The organism is Ruegeria sp. CF3 (assembly GCF_056537365.1).
In genome coordinates this window covers 1,515,674-1,532,910 of the sequence record NZ_JBQFRK010000001.1, presented here as the reverse complement: position 1 = coordinate 1,532,910, position 17,237 = coordinate 1,515,674, and the positions used below count along the sequence as shown (strand labels likewise).

General features: G+C 56.4%; 19 protein-coding genes and 1 tRNA gene. 12 read left to right on the top strand and 8 right to left on the bottom strand.

What is annotated here, in order from left to right; all coding sequences use genetic code 11:
• Window positions 1-23 precede the first annotated feature (23 nt).
• From paaB to ACR0KC_RS07660, 5 genes are read left to right on the top strand one after another with little or no spacing between them, the layout of a single operon-like run.
• Window positions 24-308, top strand: coding sequence for a 1,2-phenylacetyl-CoA epoxidase subunit PaaB (paaB, locus tag ACR0KC_RS07680; RefSeq protein WP_170404692.1), 285 nt, complete (start codon window positions 24-26; stop codon window positions 306-308).
• Entirely contained in the window at window positions 308-1,075 is a 768-nt protein-coding gene (gene paaC / locus ACR0KC_RS07675) for a 1,2-phenylacetyl-CoA epoxidase subunit PaaC (protein WP_223117613.1), read from the top strand. Before paaB ends, paaC begins: the two co-directional genes overlap by 1 nt.
• A gap of 6 nt (window positions 1,076-1,081) precedes the next feature.
• Window positions 1,082-1,540 carry a 1,2-phenylacetyl-CoA epoxidase subunit PaaD gene (gene paaD, locus ACR0KC_RS07670; RefSeq protein ID WP_170511230.1) on the top strand — a complete coding sequence of 153 codons (459 nt, stop codon included), beginning with the start codon at window positions 1,082-1,084 and terminating at the stop codon, window positions 1,538-1,540.
• 14 nt (window positions 1,541-1,554) lie between these two features.
• Window positions 1,555-2,628: a 2Fe-2S iron-sulfur cluster-binding protein gene (locus ACR0KC_RS07665; protein WP_480771678.1), complete on the top strand. Its 1,074-nt coding sequence runs from the start codon at window positions 1,555-1,557 to the stop codon at window positions 2,626-2,628.
• Between the two features lie 12 nt (window positions 2,629-2,640).
• Window positions 2,641-3,399 carry a Phenylacetic acid catabolic protein gene (locus ACR0KC_RS07660; RefSeq protein ID WP_170647372.1) on the top strand — a complete coding sequence of 253 codons (759 nt, stop codon included), beginning with the start codon at window positions 2,641-2,643 and terminating at the stop codon, window positions 3,397-3,399.
• A gap of 3 nt (window positions 3,400-3,402) precedes the next feature.
• Here ACR0KC_RS07660 and ACR0KC_RS07655 read toward each other — a convergent pair whose 3' ends face one another.
• The 5 genes from ACR0KC_RS07655 to paaG form a co-directional block, all read right to left on the bottom strand.
• Entirely contained in the window at window positions 3,403-3,618 is a 216-nt protein-coding gene (locus tag ACR0KC_RS07655) for a hypothetical protein (RefSeq protein WP_170596871.1), read from the bottom strand.
• Window positions 3,619-3,687: 69 nt separating this feature from the next.
• Window positions 3,688-4,284 (bottom strand): TetR/AcrR family transcriptional regulator, encoded by a 597-nt coding sequence (locus tag ACR0KC_RS07650; protein WP_170397716.1) that lies wholly within the window; start codon window positions 4,282-4,284, stop codon window positions 3,688-3,690.
• 22 nt (window positions 4,285-4,306) lie between these two features.
• Entirely contained in the window at window positions 4,307-5,614 is a 1,308-nt protein-coding gene (gene paaK, locus ACR0KC_RS07645; RefSeq protein WP_170397713.1) for a phenylacetate--CoA ligase PaaK, read from the bottom strand.
• A gap of 15 nt (window positions 5,615-5,629) precedes the next feature.
• Entirely contained in the window at window positions 5,630-6,058 is a 429-nt protein-coding gene (paaI, locus tag ACR0KC_RS07640; protein WP_170397710.1) for a hydroxyphenylacetyl-CoA thioesterase PaaI, read from the bottom strand.
• Between the two features lies 1 nt (window position 6,059).
• Window positions 6,060-6,845: a 2-(1,2-epoxy-1,2-dihydrophenyl)acetyl-CoA isomerase PaaG gene (paaG, locus tag ACR0KC_RS07635; protein WP_170424494.1), complete on the bottom strand. Its 786-nt coding sequence runs from the start codon at window positions 6,843-6,845 to the stop codon at window positions 6,060-6,062.
• Window positions 6,846-7,045: 200 nt separating this feature from the next.
• On the opposite strand from paaG, the gene ACR0KC_RS07630 reads away from it, so the two are divergent.
• The 7 genes from ACR0KC_RS07630 to ACR0KC_RS07600 all read left to right on the top strand — a co-directional run bounded on the left by ACR0KC_RS07630 (window position 7,046) and on the right by ACR0KC_RS07600 (window position 14,216).
• Window positions 7,046-8,065, top strand: coding sequence for a TRAP transporter substrate-binding protein (locus ACR0KC_RS07630; RefSeq protein ID WP_170397704.1), 1,020 nt, complete (start codon window positions 7,046-7,048; stop codon window positions 8,063-8,065).
• Window positions 8,066-8,119: 54 nt separating this feature from the next.
• Entirely contained in the window at window positions 8,120-8,623 is a 504-nt protein-coding gene (locus ACR0KC_RS07625) for a TRAP transporter small permease (RefSeq protein ID WP_170397701.1), read from the top strand.
• Complete coding sequence (locus ACR0KC_RS07620) at window positions 8,623-9,975, top strand: TRAP transporter large permease (RefSeq protein ID WP_170397698.1); 1,353 nt, start codon at window positions 8,623-8,625, stop codon at window positions 9,973-9,975. The genes ACR0KC_RS07625 and ACR0KC_RS07620 overlap by 1 nt, the downstream gene beginning before the upstream one ends.
• Before the next feature lie 27 nt (window positions 9,976-10,002).
• The gene (gene paaZ, locus ACR0KC_RS07615) at window positions 10,003-12,027 is read left to right on the top strand and encodes a phenylacetic acid degradation bifunctional protein PaaZ (protein ID WP_480705705.1); all 2,025 of its coding nucleotides are present in this window, start codon (window positions 10,003-10,005) and stop codon (window positions 12,025-12,027) included.
• A gap of 52 nt (window positions 12,028-12,079) precedes the next feature.
• Complete coding sequence (locus ACR0KC_RS07610) at window positions 12,080-12,883, top strand: PaaX family transcriptional regulator C-terminal domain-containing protein (RefSeq protein ID WP_480705703.1); 804 nt, start codon at window positions 12,080-12,082, stop codon at window positions 12,881-12,883.
• Between the two features lie 202 nt (window positions 12,884-13,085).
• Complete coding sequence (locus ACR0KC_RS07605) at window positions 13,086-14,057, top strand: alpha/beta fold hydrolase (protein WP_480771677.1); 972 nt, start codon at window positions 13,086-13,088, stop codon at window positions 14,055-14,057.
• Between the two features lie 82 nt (window positions 14,058-14,139).
• Window positions 14,140-14,216: transfer RNA gene (locus ACR0KC_RS07600), tRNA-Met, on the top strand.
• Window positions 14,217-14,496: 280 nt separating this feature from the next.
• Here the strand turns inward: ACR0KC_RS07600 and ACR0KC_RS07595 are convergent.
• The 3 genes from ACR0KC_RS07595 to ACR0KC_RS07585 all read right to left on the bottom strand — a co-directional run bounded on the left by ACR0KC_RS07595 (window position 14,497) and on the right by ACR0KC_RS07585 (window position 17,161).
• Window positions 14,497-15,345 (bottom strand): JAB domain-containing protein, encoded by an 849-nt coding sequence (locus ACR0KC_RS07595; protein WP_480771676.1) that lies wholly within the window; start codon window positions 15,343-15,345, stop codon window positions 14,497-14,499.
• 780 nt (window positions 15,346-16,125) lie between these two features.
• Window positions 16,126-16,317 carry a hypothetical protein gene (locus tag ACR0KC_RS07590; protein ID WP_170799676.1) on the bottom strand — a complete coding sequence of 64 codons (192 nt, stop codon included), beginning with the start codon at window positions 16,315-16,317 and terminating at the stop codon, window positions 16,126-16,128.
• A 586-nt stretch (window positions 16,318-16,903) separates the two neighbouring features.
• Window positions 16,904-17,161, bottom strand: a complete 258-nt coding sequence (locus ACR0KC_RS07585) for an EF-hand domain-containing protein (RefSeq protein ID WP_480771675.1) — start codon at window positions 17,159-17,161, stop codon at window positions 16,904-16,906.
• Window positions 17,162-17,237 lie beyond the last annotated feature (76 nt).

Below are 17,237 nucleotides of genomic sequence, written 5' to 3'. Positions count from 1 at the left end.
GACTGCCCTGAGGAGGATACCAAATGAACAACGAATGGCCCCTGTGGGAAATCTTCATCCGCGGACAACATGGCATGAGCCACCGCCATGTTGGGTCGTTACACGCCCCGGACGCGGAAATGGCGATCAAGAACGCGCGCGATGTCTACACGCGCCGCAACGAAGGCGTTTCGATCTGGGTGGTTGAGGCCAACAACATCTCGGCCTCATCGCCCAGCGACAAAGGTCCGCTGTACGAGCCCAGCGAAAGCAAAGTGTACCGCCATCCAACCTTCTTCGATATTCCCGAAGAAGTGGGGGCGATGTAATGAGTGTTCCGGTTTCCAATGACGCTTTGCTGCAGTTTCTGCTTCGGATGGGGGACAATACCCTGATCCTCGGCCATCGCGTCAGCGAATGGTGCGGTCATGCGCCTGTGCTGGAGGAAGACATCGCGCTGGCCAATACCGCGCTGGACCTGATCGGTCAGACTCAGATGTGGCTGGGTCTTGCGGGTGAGATCGACGGCGGAAAATCCGCCGATGATCTGGCCTTTCTGCGAGATGCCTGGGATTTCCGCAATGTGCTGCTGGTCGAAGTGCCGAACGGCGACTTCGGCCGCACGCTGATGCGTCAGTTCCTGTTCGATGCGTGGCATTCGATCATGCTGGGGCGTCTGATGACATCCTCTGACGACCGGGTCGCGGCGATTGCCGCCAAGGCCAGCAAAGAAGTTAGCTATCACCTCGAACGCTCGGGCGACACGGTTGTGGGCCTCGGCGACGGGACCGAGGAAAGTCATGCCCGCATGCAAGAGGCGCTGGACTATCTCTGGCCATATGTCGGCGAGATGTTTGCCAGTGACGATGTTGATGCAGAAATGGTTACGGCGAGGATTGCCCCGAACCCGGCAGATCTGCGCGCAGAATATGACGCTCTGATCGAGCGTGTGCTGTCCGAGGCGACACTAACCATTCCCGAAAGCCGCTTTGCCCATAAGGGCGGGCGCGACGGTCGCATGCATACCGAGCATCTGGGCCATCTTCTGACACAGATGCAGTGGTTGCAGCGCGCATATCCCGGCGCGAAGTGGTAAGGATCAATGCGGGCTTCAACGGATCAGGTGTGGGAATGGCTGGACGCTGTACCAGACCCTGAGATTCCGGTGATCTCGGTCGTCGATCTGGGCATTGTACGCGATGTGCGATGGGATGATGACACTCTGACGGTTACCGTCACGCCGACCTATTCAGGCTGCCCGGCGACCTCGGTCATCAGCATGGATATCGAAACTGCACTGCGTGATCATGGAATCGACGATCTGCGGATCGAGACAAGTATCGCACCGGCTTGGACCACCGATTGGCTCAGCGACAAGGGCCGTGCTCGGCTCGAGGATTACGGCATCGCCCCGCCGCAGCCTGCAGGTGGACCTGAACGCTGCCCACATTGCGGTAGCAAGGCGGTTGAAAAGGTCAGCCAGTTTGGCTCGACCCCTTGCAAGGCCCATTGGCGCTGCACCGACTGCCTGGAACCTTTTGACTATTTCAAGTGCATCTGAGGGAGGATCACCGGATGGCACGCTTTCATGATCTGGAAGTTACCGATGTTCACAAAACCATCCGCGATGCGGTGGTCGTGACGTTGAAACCTGTAAACGGTTCAGCCGATGAATTCGACTTTACCCAAGGCCAGTACCTGACCTTCCGCCGCGATTTCGACGGGGAAGAACTGCGCCGGTCCTATTCGATCTGCGCGGGCAAGGATGAGGGCATTCTGCAGGTGGGGATCAAGCGCGTGGATGGCGGCGCATTCTCGACCTGGGCCAACTCCGATCTAAAGGTGGGCGATACGGTGCAGGCGATGCCGCCGATGGGCAGCTTTTACACCGCAATCGATCCCTCCGCCGAAAAGCATTATCTGGGCTTTGCGGGTGGGTCGGGCATCACGCCGGTTCTCTCGATCCTGAAGACGACGCTCGCCCGAGAAACACATTCGCGGTTCACATTGGTTTATGCCAACAAGGGCGTGAACACGATCATGTTCCGAGAGGAGCTTGAGGACCTCAAGAACCTCTATATGGGGCGTTTGAACGTGATCCATATTCTGGAAACAGACGCGCAGGAAATCGAGCTTTTTACCGGTCTGGTCACGCAGGACAAATGTGCCGAACTTTTTGAACACTGGATCGATATTCAGAACGTCGACACGGCTTTTATCTGCGGCCCCGAGCCGATGATGCTGGGCATTGCCTCAGCCCTGCGGGCGCATGGGCTGAACGACGGGCAGATCAAGTTTGAACTCTTCGCCAGCGCTCAACCCGGTCGGGTCAAGCGCAAAGTGAGCGGGGCGGACACGGCGTCTCGGGACAACCAAACCAAAACATCAATCACCATGGACGGGGCAACGCAAACGATCACCATGCCGAAGGATCAATCGATTCTCGATGCCGCGTTGGAGAATGCGATGGACGCGCCTTACGCCTGTAAGGCCGGGGTCTGTTCAACCTGCCGCTGCCGAGTGCTTGAAGGCGAGGTCGAGATGGTCGCCAATCACGCATTGGAAGACTACGAAGTCGAGAAAGGATACGTCCTGAGCTGTCAGGCCTATCCGATGACCGACACCGTTGTCGTGGACTACGATCAGTAGACGGAGGGAATGATGGCTGAAGACATGACAATCGAGAGCTATTTGGCAGCGGGTGGTGTCCTGAGTAATCCAACCAACGTGCCTCCGCGCTATCGTGCAGAGCTCATGAAACTGATGGCGACCTTCGTGGACAGCGAACTGGCCGGCGCAGCGGGCTTTGCCGACATCATAAATCTGGGCCCGGGCATTAAGGAACGCATCGCGGCGGCCAAGATTGTGCTGGAAAAGACCGACAACGCAGATCGTGTCCTGAAAATCATGGGCGAGTTCGGAGCCAACACTGACCGCTATGCAAATCACCATCCCTGGACCACACGTCTGGATCGTGATGCGGATATCGGGGCTACGCGGTCCGAACACGACATGCGCCTTGCTGTATTCAACTATCCGATCGAAGGATGGGAAGATGCCGTGGTTATGAACCTGCTGATGAGCCAGGCGGTTGACGTCCAACTCGCCCAGTTTTCGCAGATATCCTATCAGCCTCTGGCCGAGGCCTTCCGCGGGATTTCCCCGATCGAGGCGCGCCATGGGGAGCTTGCGCTTGAGGGTGCGGGCAAGCTGATCGAACAGGGAAAGGCTGCAGAAATGCAAGCGTCGGTCGACTATTGGTGGCCCCGGGTCGCGGCAAGTTTTGGGGCAGGCACAGCCGAGAAAACCGAAACGCTCCGCAAGCTGGGGCTGCGGCAATTAACCGGGATTGAGATGAAAGATCAGTGGACAGTAAAAGCGACCGAACAGATCGAAAAGCTGGGACTTAAAGTACCCTAGCTTTCAAAGTTGGCGTTTACGGCTCAGCAACCCATACTTCACGGCCAATCCGCGAAGCGTGCGACGCTTTCGCCGATCTTTCTTCAATGACTGCTGGGCTTTAGCACCACATTTCCGATTGAACTCAAAAACGTCAATCACCCGCTCGGCGCAGCCACAGGCTTCGCCCAGACCTACTTTGGCGAAATAGAATTTATCGAAACGATCAGGGCGTTGCATGGGTAACCTCCGCCCTTATTGAACCTCATCCTGACCGAAGAGCCAAATCAACTCTGTGCCAACAAGGGTTCAAAGGCCATCAACACCTGATAATGTCAGATTGCTTACCAACGCGGCGTAATCGCTGCGCGCGTTGGCATCCGCCCCGGCATTCCACATGTAGAACCAGTTCAACATTCCGAAAACGGACATGGTCGTGGCTCGAAGCTTGGCCGCATCATCCTTAAAAGTTGCAGGCGAGATGCTGGCGATGATGTCGCTGACGAACACCACCAGATCCCGCTGATAGCCACGCAGCAGATTCTGCTGCTCTTCGGGCAATGCGGACATGCCGCTGGTTTGCACGCGATGCTCATCATCCACGCCTTGATAGGCCAGTAGGATTTCCCGCACCACCCGTTTCAAGCGATCCGCGGGTTCCATCCCGTCAAGGTCCAAGCCGCAAACCTGGTCACGCAATTGCAGCAGGTAACTGTCGAGAATATCAAACAGAATGGCGTCCTTGCTGTCGTAGTAATGATAGATATTGGCCTTGGATATCCCGCACTCCCGCGCCAGCTGAGACATTGACGCCCGATCAAATCCTTCCTGCGCGAAGACGCGGGCGGCGCATTTCAGGATACGTGTTCGTTTATGGTCGTGGTCTTTTGCTATCGTGCGCGCCAAATCCTGACCCTCCGTCTGTCGCTTAGCTGTCCCGATTGTCAATCACGCGCCGGGCCTTGCCCTGTGAGCGTTCAACCTCGCCCGGCTCGCCTATATCGATCTCGGTCGAGATGCCAACCACCTCTTTAATCCGACGAGATAGCATCCGAGCAGCGGCGGTTTTGCTCAGCTCATCGGCTGCATCTGGCGTTGCTTCGACATGCACGCGCATCGCGTCCATCCGGCCAGCTTTATAAAGTTCGATCTGGTAGTAGGGCGCCAGACCGCCGGTTGCCAGAACCTGCTCCTCGATCTGACTGGGGAAGACGTTGACACCCCGCAGAATGATCATGTCATCCGAGCGGCCCGTGATCTTTTCCATCCGACGCATCGACCGCGCCGTGCCGGGCAAAAGCCGCGTCAGGTCACGGGTGCGATAGCGGATCATCGGAAGACCTTCTTTGGTCAGCGTGGTAAAGACCAGTTCACCAATCTCACCATCAGGCATGACCTCGCCGGTCTGCGGGTCGATGATTTCGGGGTAGAAGTGGTCTTCCCAGATCACGGGCCCATCTTTGGTTTCGACGCACTCATTGGCGACGCCCGGTCCCATGATCTCGGACAGGCCATAGATATCGACGGCATGCATATCGAAAGCCTGTTCAACCTCGGAGCGCATCGAATCCGTCCAAGGTTCAGCGCCAAAGACGCCGACAGCCAAGGAACTTTCGCGCGGATCGAGTCCAATCTTGTGATACTGCTCAAGAATGTTCAGCATATAGGATGGTGTTACCATAATCCCGTCTGGTTTGAAGTCGGTGATCAGATCAACCTGCTTGCCGGTCTGCCCACCGCTCATCGGGACGACCGTGGCCCCCAGACGTTCGATTCCATAATGCGCGCCCAGGCCGCCGGTGAACAGGCCATAGCCATAGGCGTTGTGCACCATGTCGCCCCGGCGCAAACCGCTGGCACGCAACGACCGCGCCACCAGATCCGCCCAATTATCGATATCGCCTTGCGTATACCCCACGACGGTTGGCTTGCCCGTGGTTCCCGACGAGGCATGAACACGAATGATCTGCTCACGCGGGACTGCAAACAGACCAAAGGGATAGTTTTCCCTCAGATCGTTTTTGTAGGTAAACGGAAACCGTGCCAGATCACTGAGGGACTGAAGGTCGTCAGGATGCACACCGGCCTCATCAAACCGCTGCCGGTACATAGGCACGTTGTCATAAGCATGGCGCAGCGACCATTTCAGCCGATCCAACTGTAGGTTGCGGATTTCATCAATCGAGGCGATCTCGATCGGATCAAGATCCGCCTTGTTCGGAGTAAGATCCTTCATGCCATCCCCCTCATCTCAGGTCTCGTCAAACACCGGGCCTTTGACCGCGCGGGAAAAGCCCCGAAATTCTGCGATCTTTTGTCCGGCTTGGTTGGTTATGGATACGTCATAGATGCCGCTGCGCCCTGTCAGGCTCAGTTCCGTTGCGCGGGCCGTCAGCAGATCACCGGATCGCGCGGGCGCGACGTAGCTGATCACATTGTGCTGGGCGACTGTGGACTGGTTGCGACTATTGCAGGCAAAGGCAAAGGCGCTGTCGGCCAACATGAATGTCACGCCGCCATGGCAGATCCCGTGCCCGTTGCAGTGATGGTCAGCCACCTGCAACGCCAGCGTCGCAGCGCCTTCATCCATCTCCACCAGTTCCATGCCTGCCCATTTCGAGGCATTGTCCCGCCCCCACATGGCAGCAGCGGCTTTCTGGGCGCGTTCCTTCGGCGTCATCTCATTCTCCCCGAAATACTGGCGCACGCTTTTCCAGAAACGCAGTAACGCCCTCGGCATAGTCGACGCTTTCGCCGCAGGTTTTCATTGCGTCCGCCTCAATCTCGAGATGATCGGTCAGGGTATTCGTGGCAGCCGCCTGTATCGTCTGTTTCGTCAGGCCAAGTCCCAGCGTTGGACCATTGGCGAACTGTTCCGTTAGCGCGCGCGCCTCGGTCATTAGTTCAGCGTCTGGAATTGCTTTCCAGATCAGCCCCCAATCCGCAGCCTGCTTTGCTGGCAGGGGTTGCCCAGTCAGGGCCAGCCCTTTGGCTCGGGCTTCACCCAGCAAACGTGGCAGATGCCAACTGCCGCCGGTATCAGGGATCAGGCCCACTTTGGAAAATGATTGGATAAACTTGGCGGAGTCAGCGGCAAGTACCACATCACAAGCCAAGGCGAGATTCGCACCCGCCCCGGCGGCAACGCCATTGACGGCGCAGACAACAGGTAATTCCAAGGACCTGATCAGGCGGACCAAAGGCGCGTAGAAGGTGCGAACCGTATAGCCCAAATCCGGCGGACCCTCCATCGTGGCAGGGTTTCGATCGCCCAAATCCTGCCCTGCGCAGAACCCGCGCCCCGCGCCGGTTAACAGCACCGCTCGTGCACCACCGTCACGCGCGGCCTCAAGTGCAGCGCGCAGGGCATAGTGCATCTCATCCGTGAAACTGTTCAGGCGATCAGGGCGATTGAGTGTAATTTCAACCCATTGACCCATATTCTGCGAAATAATCGTGTCGGACATGCCCGGTTCGCTTTTCATAAGTTACAACAAACTTCTTGCATAAACCGAACGGTTGGTCAATAAATTCTATAGCCGTTTGTGACTCGGCGATCGGAAATGCCATTTGGCCAGCGGGCGGAACAGCATTTCTCGTCGTTGATAGTTACAAAACGTACCATTAACACATTCACGACTTGCGATTTTGAGGAGGAGACCCGGTCATGAAATTCACCAAGCTCACCACATTGTTGGCGTCTGCAACCTTGGCGGTGTCCGGCACCATTGCTTTTGCGGCTGACTACACCCTGACAATTTCCAGCTGGGCCCCACCCACCCACGGCATCAACGCAAAGATGTGGCCCAAATTCGTCGAAATGGTAGAGGAGGCCACTGACGGGCAGGTCACCGCAGAGCTTAAGCTGGGTATCGCTCCACCGCCTGCGCAGATGGACCTGATTATGGATGGCGCGGCCGATGCCTCGATTATCTTTCATGGCTATCAACCGGGACGCTTCGTCACCACCAAGCTGATCGAACTGCCTGGTTACGAAGGCTCGGCCGAGGACGCTTCGGTTGCCTACTGGCGCGCCTACGACAAGTACTTGAAAGCTGCTGACGAGCATCGTGGTGTCAAAGTCATCGCCTTGCACACGCATGGACCCGCGCAGCTGCATTCCAGCGCGCCAGTAACCACTCTGGATGAGGTTTCGGGCCTGAAAGTACGTATCCCGGGTGGCGTTGGCGGAGACGTTGGTGCGGCGCTTGGTGCGACCGGCATTCAGGTGCCTGCTCCGAAAGTCTATGAAACACTGGCGTCGAAAGCGGCGGACGGTGTCGTCATGCCGCTGGAATCGCGCAAGGGTTTCAAGCTGACAGAGGTTGCGCAGAATGTGTATGAGATGCCCGGTGGTCTTTATCGCGGTTCGTTTGCCTTCATCATGAACGAAGACACCTTCGCAGATCTGCCACCCGAGCTGCAGACGGCGCTGGAAGAAAACGTGTTCGGCGAACCGCTGAGCCGTGAGATCGGCAAAATCTGGGATGAGATCGACGCCACTGGACGTGAGGCAACCGAGGCGGCAGAAGGCAATGCCATCAACGCTGCCACAGATGCGGATATGGAGAAGTTCTCGGCGATCGCCGAAGACATCCGCGGCAAGGTCATCGCCGAGGTTGACGCAACAGGTGTCGACGCTCAGGCCGCATATGACATGATCAAATCGGAAATGTCCTCGAACTGATCCGACTGCAGGGCGGCTCTTGCGCCGCCCTGACTTACCCTGCGCGAGTTTCCCATGACCCCTATTATTCAGCTTGTGCGCCGTGCCAGCGCCCTTCCCGTGATCGTGGCCTGCATTGCACTGTTTATCCTGATGGTAATGACCTTTTGCGACGTGATCCTGCGTTCGGTCTTCAATGCGCCCATTGAGGCCGCCACCGAGCTGACGCGCATTCTGATGGCAATTCTGGTGTTTTCTGTCCTCCCGATCGTCTCCACCACCAATGGCCATATCGCGGTCGATCTGACAGACGGGTTCTTCCACCGTCTGCATCTGTCGCGTGCGCGGGACGTTGTGATCTATGTGGTCAGCGGCATCATGCTGTTCTGGCCGGTCCAGCGCGTTTGGGTCCTGGCCGAGCGAGCGCGGGATTATGGGGATGTAACCGAATATCTTTCAATCCCCACCTACCTGATCGGCTGGTTCATTACCCTGTCTGTTGCCATCACTGCACTGGTGATGATCGCCACTGGGCTGCTAAAGGCCTTCGCCCCAAATACACTGTCGGAGCCTATGTAATGACCGCAGCGCTAATCGGATTTGCGATTGTATTGATCTTGGTGCTGGTGCGCCTTCCTATCGTTTTTGCCATGGGTCTGGTCGGCACATTGGGCTTTGCCTATGAGCGTGGCGGCTCGATCTTTGATGAGCGCGGGATGAAGGCTGCCATGTCCATGGTGGGCCGACAGATCACCGACACTGCGCAGGACTATGGTCTGTCGGTTGTACCGCTGTTCATCCTGATGGGCCTGTTCGTGAACAAGGGCGGCATGGCGCGCGAGCTTTACGCGGTGTCCAACGCCTTTCTTGGCCACATGCGCGGTGGTATTGCCATGGCAACGGTTGCGGCCTGTGGCGGATTTTCGGCTATCTGCGGATCGTCGCTGGCAACCGCCGCCACGATGTCAAAGGTCGCGATGCCGCAGATGCGGCGTTACGGCTATTCCGATGAACTCTCGACCGCCTCGATTGCCGCCGGTGGTACGCTTGGCATTCTGATCCCTCCATCGGTCATTCTGGTCATCTACGGGTTGCTGACCGAGACCTCGATCGGGAAACTGTTCATGGCGGGCATCATCCCTGGCATCCTCGGCATTCTGTTCTACCTCTTCGCCGTGCGCTGGACCGTCTGGCGCAACCCCGAGGCCGGCCCAGCCGGAGAGCGTGCCACATGGTCCGAACGCATCCGTGCGCTGGGTTCGGTTTGGGCGGTGCTGTTGTTGTTCTTCCTAGTGATTGGCGGGCTTTATGGAGCCTTCGATTTTGAGCCCCTAAACCTGACATTCTCACCCACCGAGGCCGCAGGTATGGGGGCCGCTGGGGCCTTTCTGATTGCACTCTTTCGTGGGGGCCTCACGGTTGGCTCGACATTCGAGGTGCTGAAAGAGACCTGCTTTACCGCGTCTGCCCTGTTTGCGGTGTTGATTGGTGCGCAGATATTCTCAAATTTCATCAATCTGGCCGGTTTGCCCGAAGCCCTGATCGCGATGGTGACCGCCTATGATGTGGCTCCGTTTGTCGTGATCCTGATGATCCTTGGTATCTACATCATTCTGGGTTGCGTCTTCGAATCCCTCTCGATGCTGTTGCTGACGGTTCCGATCTTCTTCCCGTTGGTCACGTCTCTGGGCTATGACCCAATCTGGTTTGGCATCGTCGTCGTGGTTGTCACCGAAATCTCGCTGATCACGCCACCCGTTGGCCTGAACGTCTTCATCCTGAAAGGCGTGGTGGGTGACGTCTCGACCGGCACCATATTTCGTGGCGTCACTCCGTTCTGGATCGCCGATATCTTCCGCCTCGCGCTGATCGTGCTGGTGCCCATCGTGGTGCTGTATCTGCCGCAGCAAATGGGCGCTTTGGGACACTAGTCCCACCGCATCAAACAGGAGAACACCATGTCCCTGCATCAGATTTCCAGCTTCGCCGCTGGTACTTGGGTCGCGCCTGGAGAAGGCGCACGCACCATCGCATCCGCCATCACCGGCGCACCATTTGCCAGCGCTGGCAATGCCGCGCTCGACGTACAGGCGATGCTTGACTATGCGCGTAATACCGGTGGCCCCACGCTGCGCAAGTTAACGTTCCACGACCGTGCTCGGATGCTCAAGGCGTTGGCGCAAGAGCTTTCGGCGCATAAACAAGCCCTTTACGACCTGAGTTTCGAAACCGGAGCTACGCAGAAGGACCACCTGATCGATATCGATGGTGGCATCGGCACGATGTTTGTCTTTGCCTCAAAAGGCCGGCGCGAGATGCCGGATGCGCAGGTTTATCTGGACGGCGAAATCGAGCAGTTGTCACGCAATGGCACCTTTTTGGGGCAGCATATCTGCACGCCCCTGCAAGGGGTCGCGGTTCATATCAACGCCTTCAACTTCCCGGTCTGGGGGATGCTGGAAAAGCTGGCCCCGACGCTGCTGGCTGGCGTGCCTGCAATCGTCAAGCCGGCTACCAACAGTTGCTACGTCACCGAACTGGCAGTGCGGATCATGCTGGATAGCGGCATCCTGCCTGCCGGTGCGCTACAGCTGGTCTCGGGCGGGTTGGGCGACATGCTCGATCACTTGGATTGTCAGGATGTGGTCAGCTTCACAGGCTCGGCGAACACCGCGTTGAAGCTGCGGCAGACGCCTGCGATCTTGCAGAACTCGGTCCGGTTTGTGGCCGAGCAGGACAGCTTGAACGCTTCCATCCTCGGGCCCGATGCCACGCCCGGCACGCCCGAATTTGACCTGTTCGTCAAGGAAGTCTCGCGCGAGATGACCACAAAGGCGGGCCAGAAATGCACTGCCATCCGACGCATCATCGCGCCCCAGCCGCAGGTCGACGCCATAATTGCCGCGCTGTCTGACCGATTGGCAAGGATCACCATCGGCGACCCCCGTTCCGACACCACTCACATGGGCGCGCTGGTGTCGAACGGGCAGAAAGCCGACGTTCTGGAAAAGGCAGCTCTGATCGGGCAAGAGGCTGAACGGGTTTATGGCAACCCCGACGCGTTCGACCTGCACGGCCCTGAAACCGGCGCATTCGTTCCCCCGATGCTGTTTTACTGTGCTGACCCCGACAAAGCGCAGCGCGTGCACGATACCGAGGCCTTCGGCCCAGTTTCGACCCTCATGGGCTACTGCGATCTGGATCATGCGGTGGCACTTGCCAATCGCGGGCAGGGATCTCTGGTCACGTCGCTGATCACTCACGACACAAACGTCGCGCACAACGTAGTGATGGGGGCCGCAGCCTATAACGGGCGGATTTACATCAACGACCGCGACTCGATGGCTGAATCGACCGGCCACGGATCTCCGCTGCCCCATATGGTGCATGGTGGGCCGGGCCGTGCGGGCGGCGGTGAGGAAATGGGCGGCGTGCGCGGTGTGAAACACTATATGCAGCGCACGGCCATTCAGGGCTCCCCGCGCATGCTCAGTGGTATCAGCACCAAATGGGTGCCCGGAGCGCCCGAAATCCAAGGTCCGGCCCATCCGTTCACCCGTAAATTTGGTGAGTTGCAGGTCGGAGAGACGCTGCACACAGCCCCGCGCACTGTCACGCTGGAGGATATCGAACACTTCGCCAATTTCACCGGCGATACCTTTTATGCGCATATGGACGAGGACGCGGCGGCGCGAAATCCGTTCTTCCCCGGTCGGGTAGCGCATGGCTATCTGTTGCTCAGTTTTGCGGCGGGCCTATTTGTTGAACCGAACGAGGGGCCGGTGCTGGCCAATACCGGACTGGATGGGCTGCGGTTCATGAAGCCCGTTGTTGCTGGCGACAGCATCAAGGTGCGCCTGACGGTAAAGCAGAAAACCCCACGCAATGAAGATTATGGCGAGGTCCGCTGGAACGTTTCCCTGACCAATCAGGATAATGAGCCGGTCGCAGAATACGAGCTTTTGACCATGAACGCCCGCTGAGCCGCTGTACTACCTGTTTTTCTTATTGGGCCTAATGGGTTAAACTGGTCCCATGACCAAACAACGCTCGTGGTTCGAAACGGCTGTGGCCGAACTGGCGGACCCGCAAGACCAGCGGGTCTGGTCGATTATCGTCTCGCTGTTTGGTGACATGGCACAAGAGCCCGGCGCGCAAATCTCGGGCGGTGTTCTGACCCGGATAATTGAGCCGATGGGCATCAAACCCGAAGCGATCCGCGTCGCTCTGCACCGGCTGCGCAAGGACGGCTGGATTGAAAGTGACCGGATTGGACGCGTCTCGCGCCATGTCCTCTCGGAATTCGGCCGGACGCAATCCGCCGCCGTCACGCCGCGCATATATGCGCGCGGTCCTTCGCCCATTGAAAATTGGCATCTTCTAATCGCCGAGGATGGATCGGGCACACAAGTGCTTGAAGACGTGATGCTCAGCGATGACTATATCCCTATTGGGCGCAACGTAGCGATGGGTGCGGGTCCCGTTCCAGATCAGTCGGACGGTTTGCTGGCCTTGGACATCTCTCCGCACGCAGCCCCCAAGTGGGTGCAGGATCGGTTGTGTCCACCCGAATTGCGTGCCTCTTGCAAGGCTCTTCTGGGCGCGGTCGAACGCGCGGCGAAGTCCCGCCCCGAAGGCTGGGCGCCTACACCCTTGCAGAGCGCAACACTGCGCACCCTGCTGGTGCATCGGTGGCGGCGCGTCGTGCTACGCCAGCCGGACTTACCTTTGGCTTTTTATCCTGTGGATTGGGCTGGCCCTGCTTGTCGCGATAGCGTGTTCGGGCTGCTTGATTTGCTGCCACGACCCTCTGCTGATGTGTTGAGCGGTACGAGTTGACCGCTGAGCGGTCTGTTCAACCATATTATCAGTGCGGCGCACATACCGGGTGCTGGGAGCTTTTCTGACCAAGTCATACCAATTTACACACCAATAATTAGGTTGCGGTTATCTGCCTGCCAATTCAGCCGTTCAGAAAACGCATGGTGCAATCGGGCCCCGGGCAATACCATCGCCTGAGCAAACCTACCGGAGATCCGTGATGTCGATTTTGCTAACGATTGTCTTGTTGCTGATGTCCCTTTTGCTGGGGATGCACATCTGGACTCGTCGCCTAACGCGGCAGGGCACCGAAATGGTGCCGCAACTGGGGCGGATCGTGCCCGTTCACGGTGGCGGCATTCACTATGTCGAAAAAGGCGACCCTTCCAACCCGACAATTGTCATGATCCATGGCCTATCAGGCCAATTGCAGCATTTTACGTATGCATTGGTGGATGATCTTGCTCAGGATTATCACGTTCTCGCGGTTGACCGTCCGGGCTGTGGCTATTCCACGCGCGATGCTGCCCAGTTGGCGGAATTGCCCGAACAAGCCCGAATGATCCACGAGTTTCTGGAAATAAAGAACGTCGATCAAGCCACACTGGTCGGTCATTCTCTAGGTGGCGCCGTGTCTCTTGCGATGGCACTGGATTATCCCGACAACACGGCGGCGTTGGCGCTTCTGGCCCCCTTGACGCAACAAATGCCGGAACCGCCCGCCGTTTTCAAACCACTTGAAATCCGTACCGAGTGGCTGCGCAACCTTATTGGCAATACAATCGCCGTCCCGATGGCCCGAAAAACCGCACCCTTCGTGCTGAAAGACGTCTTCGCACCCGAGCCCGCGCCCTCAGACTTCCTGAACCGTGCTGGGGGTGCCCTTGGTCTTCGCCCCTCGGCCTTTATCACCGCCTCACAGGATGTTGTTGGGGTAGAGGCCAGCATGGGTGCCCTGACTTCACGCTATAACGACCTGCGCGTGCCCGGAGGCATCCTGTTCGGCACAGAGGACCCGATCCTGTCCGCCGAGCTACACGGTGCTACAATGACGAAATTCGGCCTGACCTTTGAGGTCCTGGAACACCGGGGTCACATGATACTCATCACAGAACCCGAAATCTGCGCGCGTTTCATCCGCCAGATCGCCGAGAATTCCCGCACCCGGCTGGCAGAGCAGGATGCGCATTGAACAACGCAATAAAGAATCTCGGCAGGCACGCTTTTCCCTCTTGACCCTCCCCGGCCCCTCGCTTAAATCGCCTCACACTCGTGGCGGAGTAGCTCAGTTGGTTAGAGCAGCGGAATCATAATCCGCGTGTCGGGGGTTCAAGTCCCTCCTCCGCTACCAAATCACCAACATAAAACATTGAAAAAATGTAAAAAATATTATTCTTGAGTTTCTACCATCACCCTTACCACTATTTGTCCGATATTCAGCAGCATTTGATCAGTGGAGCTCGAGATTCTCATCTGGCTAGTAAGATTCGAAAACCGCTATAGGACTTCCCCAGAGAGTGGCGGTCGCTAGCTGTCCAGCTTGAACTATATGCCCCTATCCGATTAGAGGTTTTCTGGATACGACCGATGGAATTCAGCTACGCTGAAAAGTCACAAATAACTATGTCCGACTAATCCGCTTTGTCCAAAACCCATCTTCCGTTTGGCTTCAAAATTGCATTGGTGTTTTGCAGAGCACTTGATAGCTGTTGACGATCGCAACTCCTTTTCATTTTCTCGGATACCCTTATCCTCAAAAGGTCGAAACTGCACCCGCCTTCGGCCTCCTCTACAGCCTCCTCCAATGTCTCTTTCAATGCCGCCGGAAGTGATGTTCTTCTATCGTCGTTCCAATGCGAAAGATAGACATTCCGCCCACTGCTTACTCGAAGCTCCGAGGAAAGTGAGAGCAAGCTAAACAAAGCCTCCGGATCCATCGTGGGGAGCCCGGGTAGGTATTTATCAATTTCAGATATGTGTATTCCATGATTCAAGGAATTAAGAGTATTGCAGGCATAACTAGCTAACCGCGGTTGGTCGTTTCTCTGTGCCTGTGCCATCCTATACCCGACAGCTTCTATAACGCGCAGATGGTAGTGAACCCGGTCACTAGCCACATCTAACTTGAGAATTCGGTGCTTTGAGGCTGCAATGACCCCATTCAGGTCGCCGAACTCAGCCAGCAGACGTTTTGCCAATGGCTTAATGTCGATCCTCGGAATTGCTTTGAAAAGTAGCAGCTCTGAAAGCTCATATTCCGGCATTGGATCGTGACCGCCTTTGAGAAAGCGTTGCCGCAGTCGCTCGCGATGCCCCCAATTGTGAGGCCGGTTAGCCCCGTCGTCGTCTTTAATCAGGCCACCACCAGCAGCATTCTTTCGTGAAAGTCGGTCTCGATACACGTATGACGGCGGGTGTGCAGGTTCGGTTATGGCGTTAGGTGGTGGGCTGCGTGCGTACAACTCATCCAATCCCTTCAATTCTTCCTCTGAAAATCCGTTGTGATCGTCATACTTGACCAGCTTGCCGAACCTTTTTCTATCTCAGCCTATTACCTCTTTTAAATTGTCCAGTATTGCCGACTTTTTCATGGTTACCGCTTGATGCACCAGCCCATGGCCCATGCCCACAAGTTGGTTAACGAGTGGTAAAAGCTTATTATTTGTTGCGAACACGTGGTTGAATTCATCATGTTCGTTCGAACTGATGCAGCCAGACTTAGGTGAAGATAAACTCGTCCGTCAAAAGGAGTGTCTTTGTGTAGTGCCGACCGCGAGGCTCAAGTGCTGAAGGGCGCGTAGGAGTGTTAGCGGCTCGGTCAGCAAATCCGATGTGGAGTTTGCGGCGCTTAGGTCTACTGAGCAAGAAAAACACTGCGGCACGCGTGCCGACAAGGTCACTAGGTATCGCGACCAGTTCAGTTCTTGTCCGAGAATGCTGAGCCATTCTCTACTCCAATTGTCTGAGCATGCAGGACAATAACTCAATCGGTATTCGGTCGCAGCAAAATTTCCTGTTGCTAAAAGAAACGGCAAATTGGTGCTCAATGAGTGCATCTCAAAAACCTCCTTTGAGTCTTATTTGTTCCCTTCTTGTTCTTTCTTTTTTGGGTATTATGACACCTCAATGGCATCGATATAGGGGCAGAACATGGAAGCGCACACGAAACAATTCAGAAGTCAGAACAGAGGGCGAATGTACGTTTAGCAATATGGAAAAAGCACACTTTAGAAAGCAAAGGCCCCGCCTAAGCGGGGCCGTTACAGATAGGTCGAGAACAACACAGCAAGCCGCTCTTTGTTGCGTTGAGACGTAAACGGCGTCCTCTGCATGGCTTCGTGAATTTGCGCCACAAAGCTTAGGTCCAATCTGCCGATGATACCGCCTCGATTGAGTGCATCGTCGATTTCGAGCTCGTCGATTTCGCTCAAGGTAAGGCGGGGTCCGCTCATGGCCGAGAGTCGTGCAGCGTGGGTTTCATTCGACGAAAGAAGCGTTTAGCCTCCTCTATATGAAAAAAATTGTCCAACTGGCTTTGGTCTCATTCGCTGTGGCCACGGGCACCGGTGCAAAATCCGGGTGTCTGAGAACGAACCCAGTTTATGTGGCGTTTCTATCTTTGCATTGAAAGTGGTGGGTTTCCATTGCTTCACGTCTTCCTGGAACCAGTGCGGTACAAGCCGCCAGTGGGCCGTAGAGCTAATAAGTCGGTCGTCATGGATGGAACGCTATATCCAACATTTAAGTTGGCTTGAGTTTCAGCTCATGGACAGGTCTTGGGCGTTTGGATCGCGCTCAGTTGGGATAGGAACGCCGTTCACGTTCCAGTTCTGCAGGGCATAGAGTTCCGCCCATGTCATTTCAGGTCTGCCGAAGCGTCCACACATTCGGATAGCATAGCGGAGCGGAGAAACACTTAGTAAACATTTTTGTTAATTCAAGCCAAGAAACTAGTTTGGCGAGTCCTCACGCTATTCCACCAAGCTTTGCGTGGAAATCAAACAGAATGGCGACCCCGGGAGGATTGGGCCACCATTCTCACTCAGCAGGATAGCCGTTTCTGGGGGGGGGCAAGACCCCTGCCTCTTCTGCAACCTGAATCTCGTTTTGATCCAGTGTACCATCGCCATTGGCGTCCATGGCAGAAAAAGTCTCTGCATCAACGTTCGGGGCAACAGCCTGCACCTCTTCGATGGTCAGTACACCATCTCCGTTAGCGTCTGCAGATTGTGCGGTGACCAAAGTGGGTAATGCAAAGGCGACTGCTGCAAGAACTGCGACTTGTTTGGTTTTCATTGTATTCGCTCCTAAGCAAGAATTGAGCATTTCTGTCCTGACACGGACTAGAAATATGCTTGTGCACGCAGCGTCG

What these genes read in the sequence shown, in the direction of transcription:
- paaB (WP_170404692.1), top strand. Translation starts at nt 24, where the DNA reads ATGAACAACGAATGGCCCCTGTGGGAAATCTTCATCCGCGGACAACAT.
- paaC (WP_223117613.1), top strand. Translation starts at nt 308, where the DNA reads ATGAGTGTTCCGGTTTCCAATGACGCTTTGCTGCAGTTTCTGCTTCGG.
- paaD (WP_170511230.1), top strand. Translation starts at nt 1,082, where the DNA reads ATGCGGGCTTCAACGGATCAGGTGTGGGAATGGCTGGACGCTGTACCA.
- ACR0KC_RS07665 (WP_480771678.1), top strand. Translation starts at nt 1,555, where the DNA reads ATGGCACGCTTTCATGATCTGGAAGTTACCGATGTTCACAAAACCATC.
- ACR0KC_RS07660 (WP_170647372.1), top strand. Translation starts at nt 2,641, where the DNA reads ATGGCTGAAGACATGACAATCGAGAGCTATTTGGCAGCGGGTGGTGTC.
- ACR0KC_RS07655 (WP_170596871.1), bottom strand. Translation starts at nt 3,618, where the DNA reads ATGCAACGCCCTGATCGTTTCGATAAATTCTATTTCGCCAAAGTAGGT.
- paaK (WP_170397713.1), bottom strand. Translation starts at nt 5,614, where the DNA reads ATGAAGGATCTTACTCCGAACAAGGCGGATCTTGATCCGATCGAGATC.
- paaI (WP_170397710.1), bottom strand. Translation starts at nt 6,058, where the DNA reads ATGACGCCGAAGGAACGCGCCCAGAAAGCCGCTGCTGCCATGTGGGGG.
- paaG (WP_170424494.1), bottom strand. Translation starts at nt 6,845, where the DNA reads ATGTCCGACACGATTATTTCGCAGAATATGGGTCAATGGGTTGAAATT.
- ACR0KC_RS07630 (WP_170397704.1), top strand. Translation starts at nt 7,046, where the DNA reads ATGAAATTCACCAAGCTCACCACATTGTTGGCGTCTGCAACCTTGGCG.
- ACR0KC_RS07625 (WP_170397701.1), top strand. Translation starts at nt 8,120, where the DNA reads ATGACCCCTATTATTCAGCTTGTGCGCCGTGCCAGCGCCCTTCCCGTG.
- ACR0KC_RS07620 (WP_170397698.1), top strand. Translation starts at nt 8,623, where the DNA reads ATGACCGCAGCGCTAATCGGATTTGCGATTGTATTGATCTTGGTGCTG.
- paaZ (WP_480705705.1), top strand. Translation starts at nt 10,003, where the DNA reads ATGTCCCTGCATCAGATTTCCAGCTTCGCCGCTGGTACTTGGGTCGCG.
- ACR0KC_RS07610 (WP_480705703.1), top strand. Translation starts at nt 12,080, where the DNA reads ATGACCAAACAACGCTCGTGGTTCGAAACGGCTGTGGCCGAACTGGCG.
- ACR0KC_RS07605 (WP_480771677.1), top strand. Translation starts at nt 13,086, where the DNA reads ATGTCGATTTTGCTAACGATTGTCTTGTTGCTGATGTCCCTTTTGCTG.
- ACR0KC_RS07590 (WP_170799676.1), bottom strand. Translation starts at nt 16,317, where the DNA reads ATGAGCGGACCCCGCCTTACCTTGAGCGAAATCGACGAGCTCGAAATC.
- ACR0KC_RS07585 (WP_480771675.1), bottom strand. Translation starts at nt 17,161, where the DNA reads ATGAAAACCAAACAAGTCGCAGTTCTTGCAGCAGTCGCCTTTGCATTA.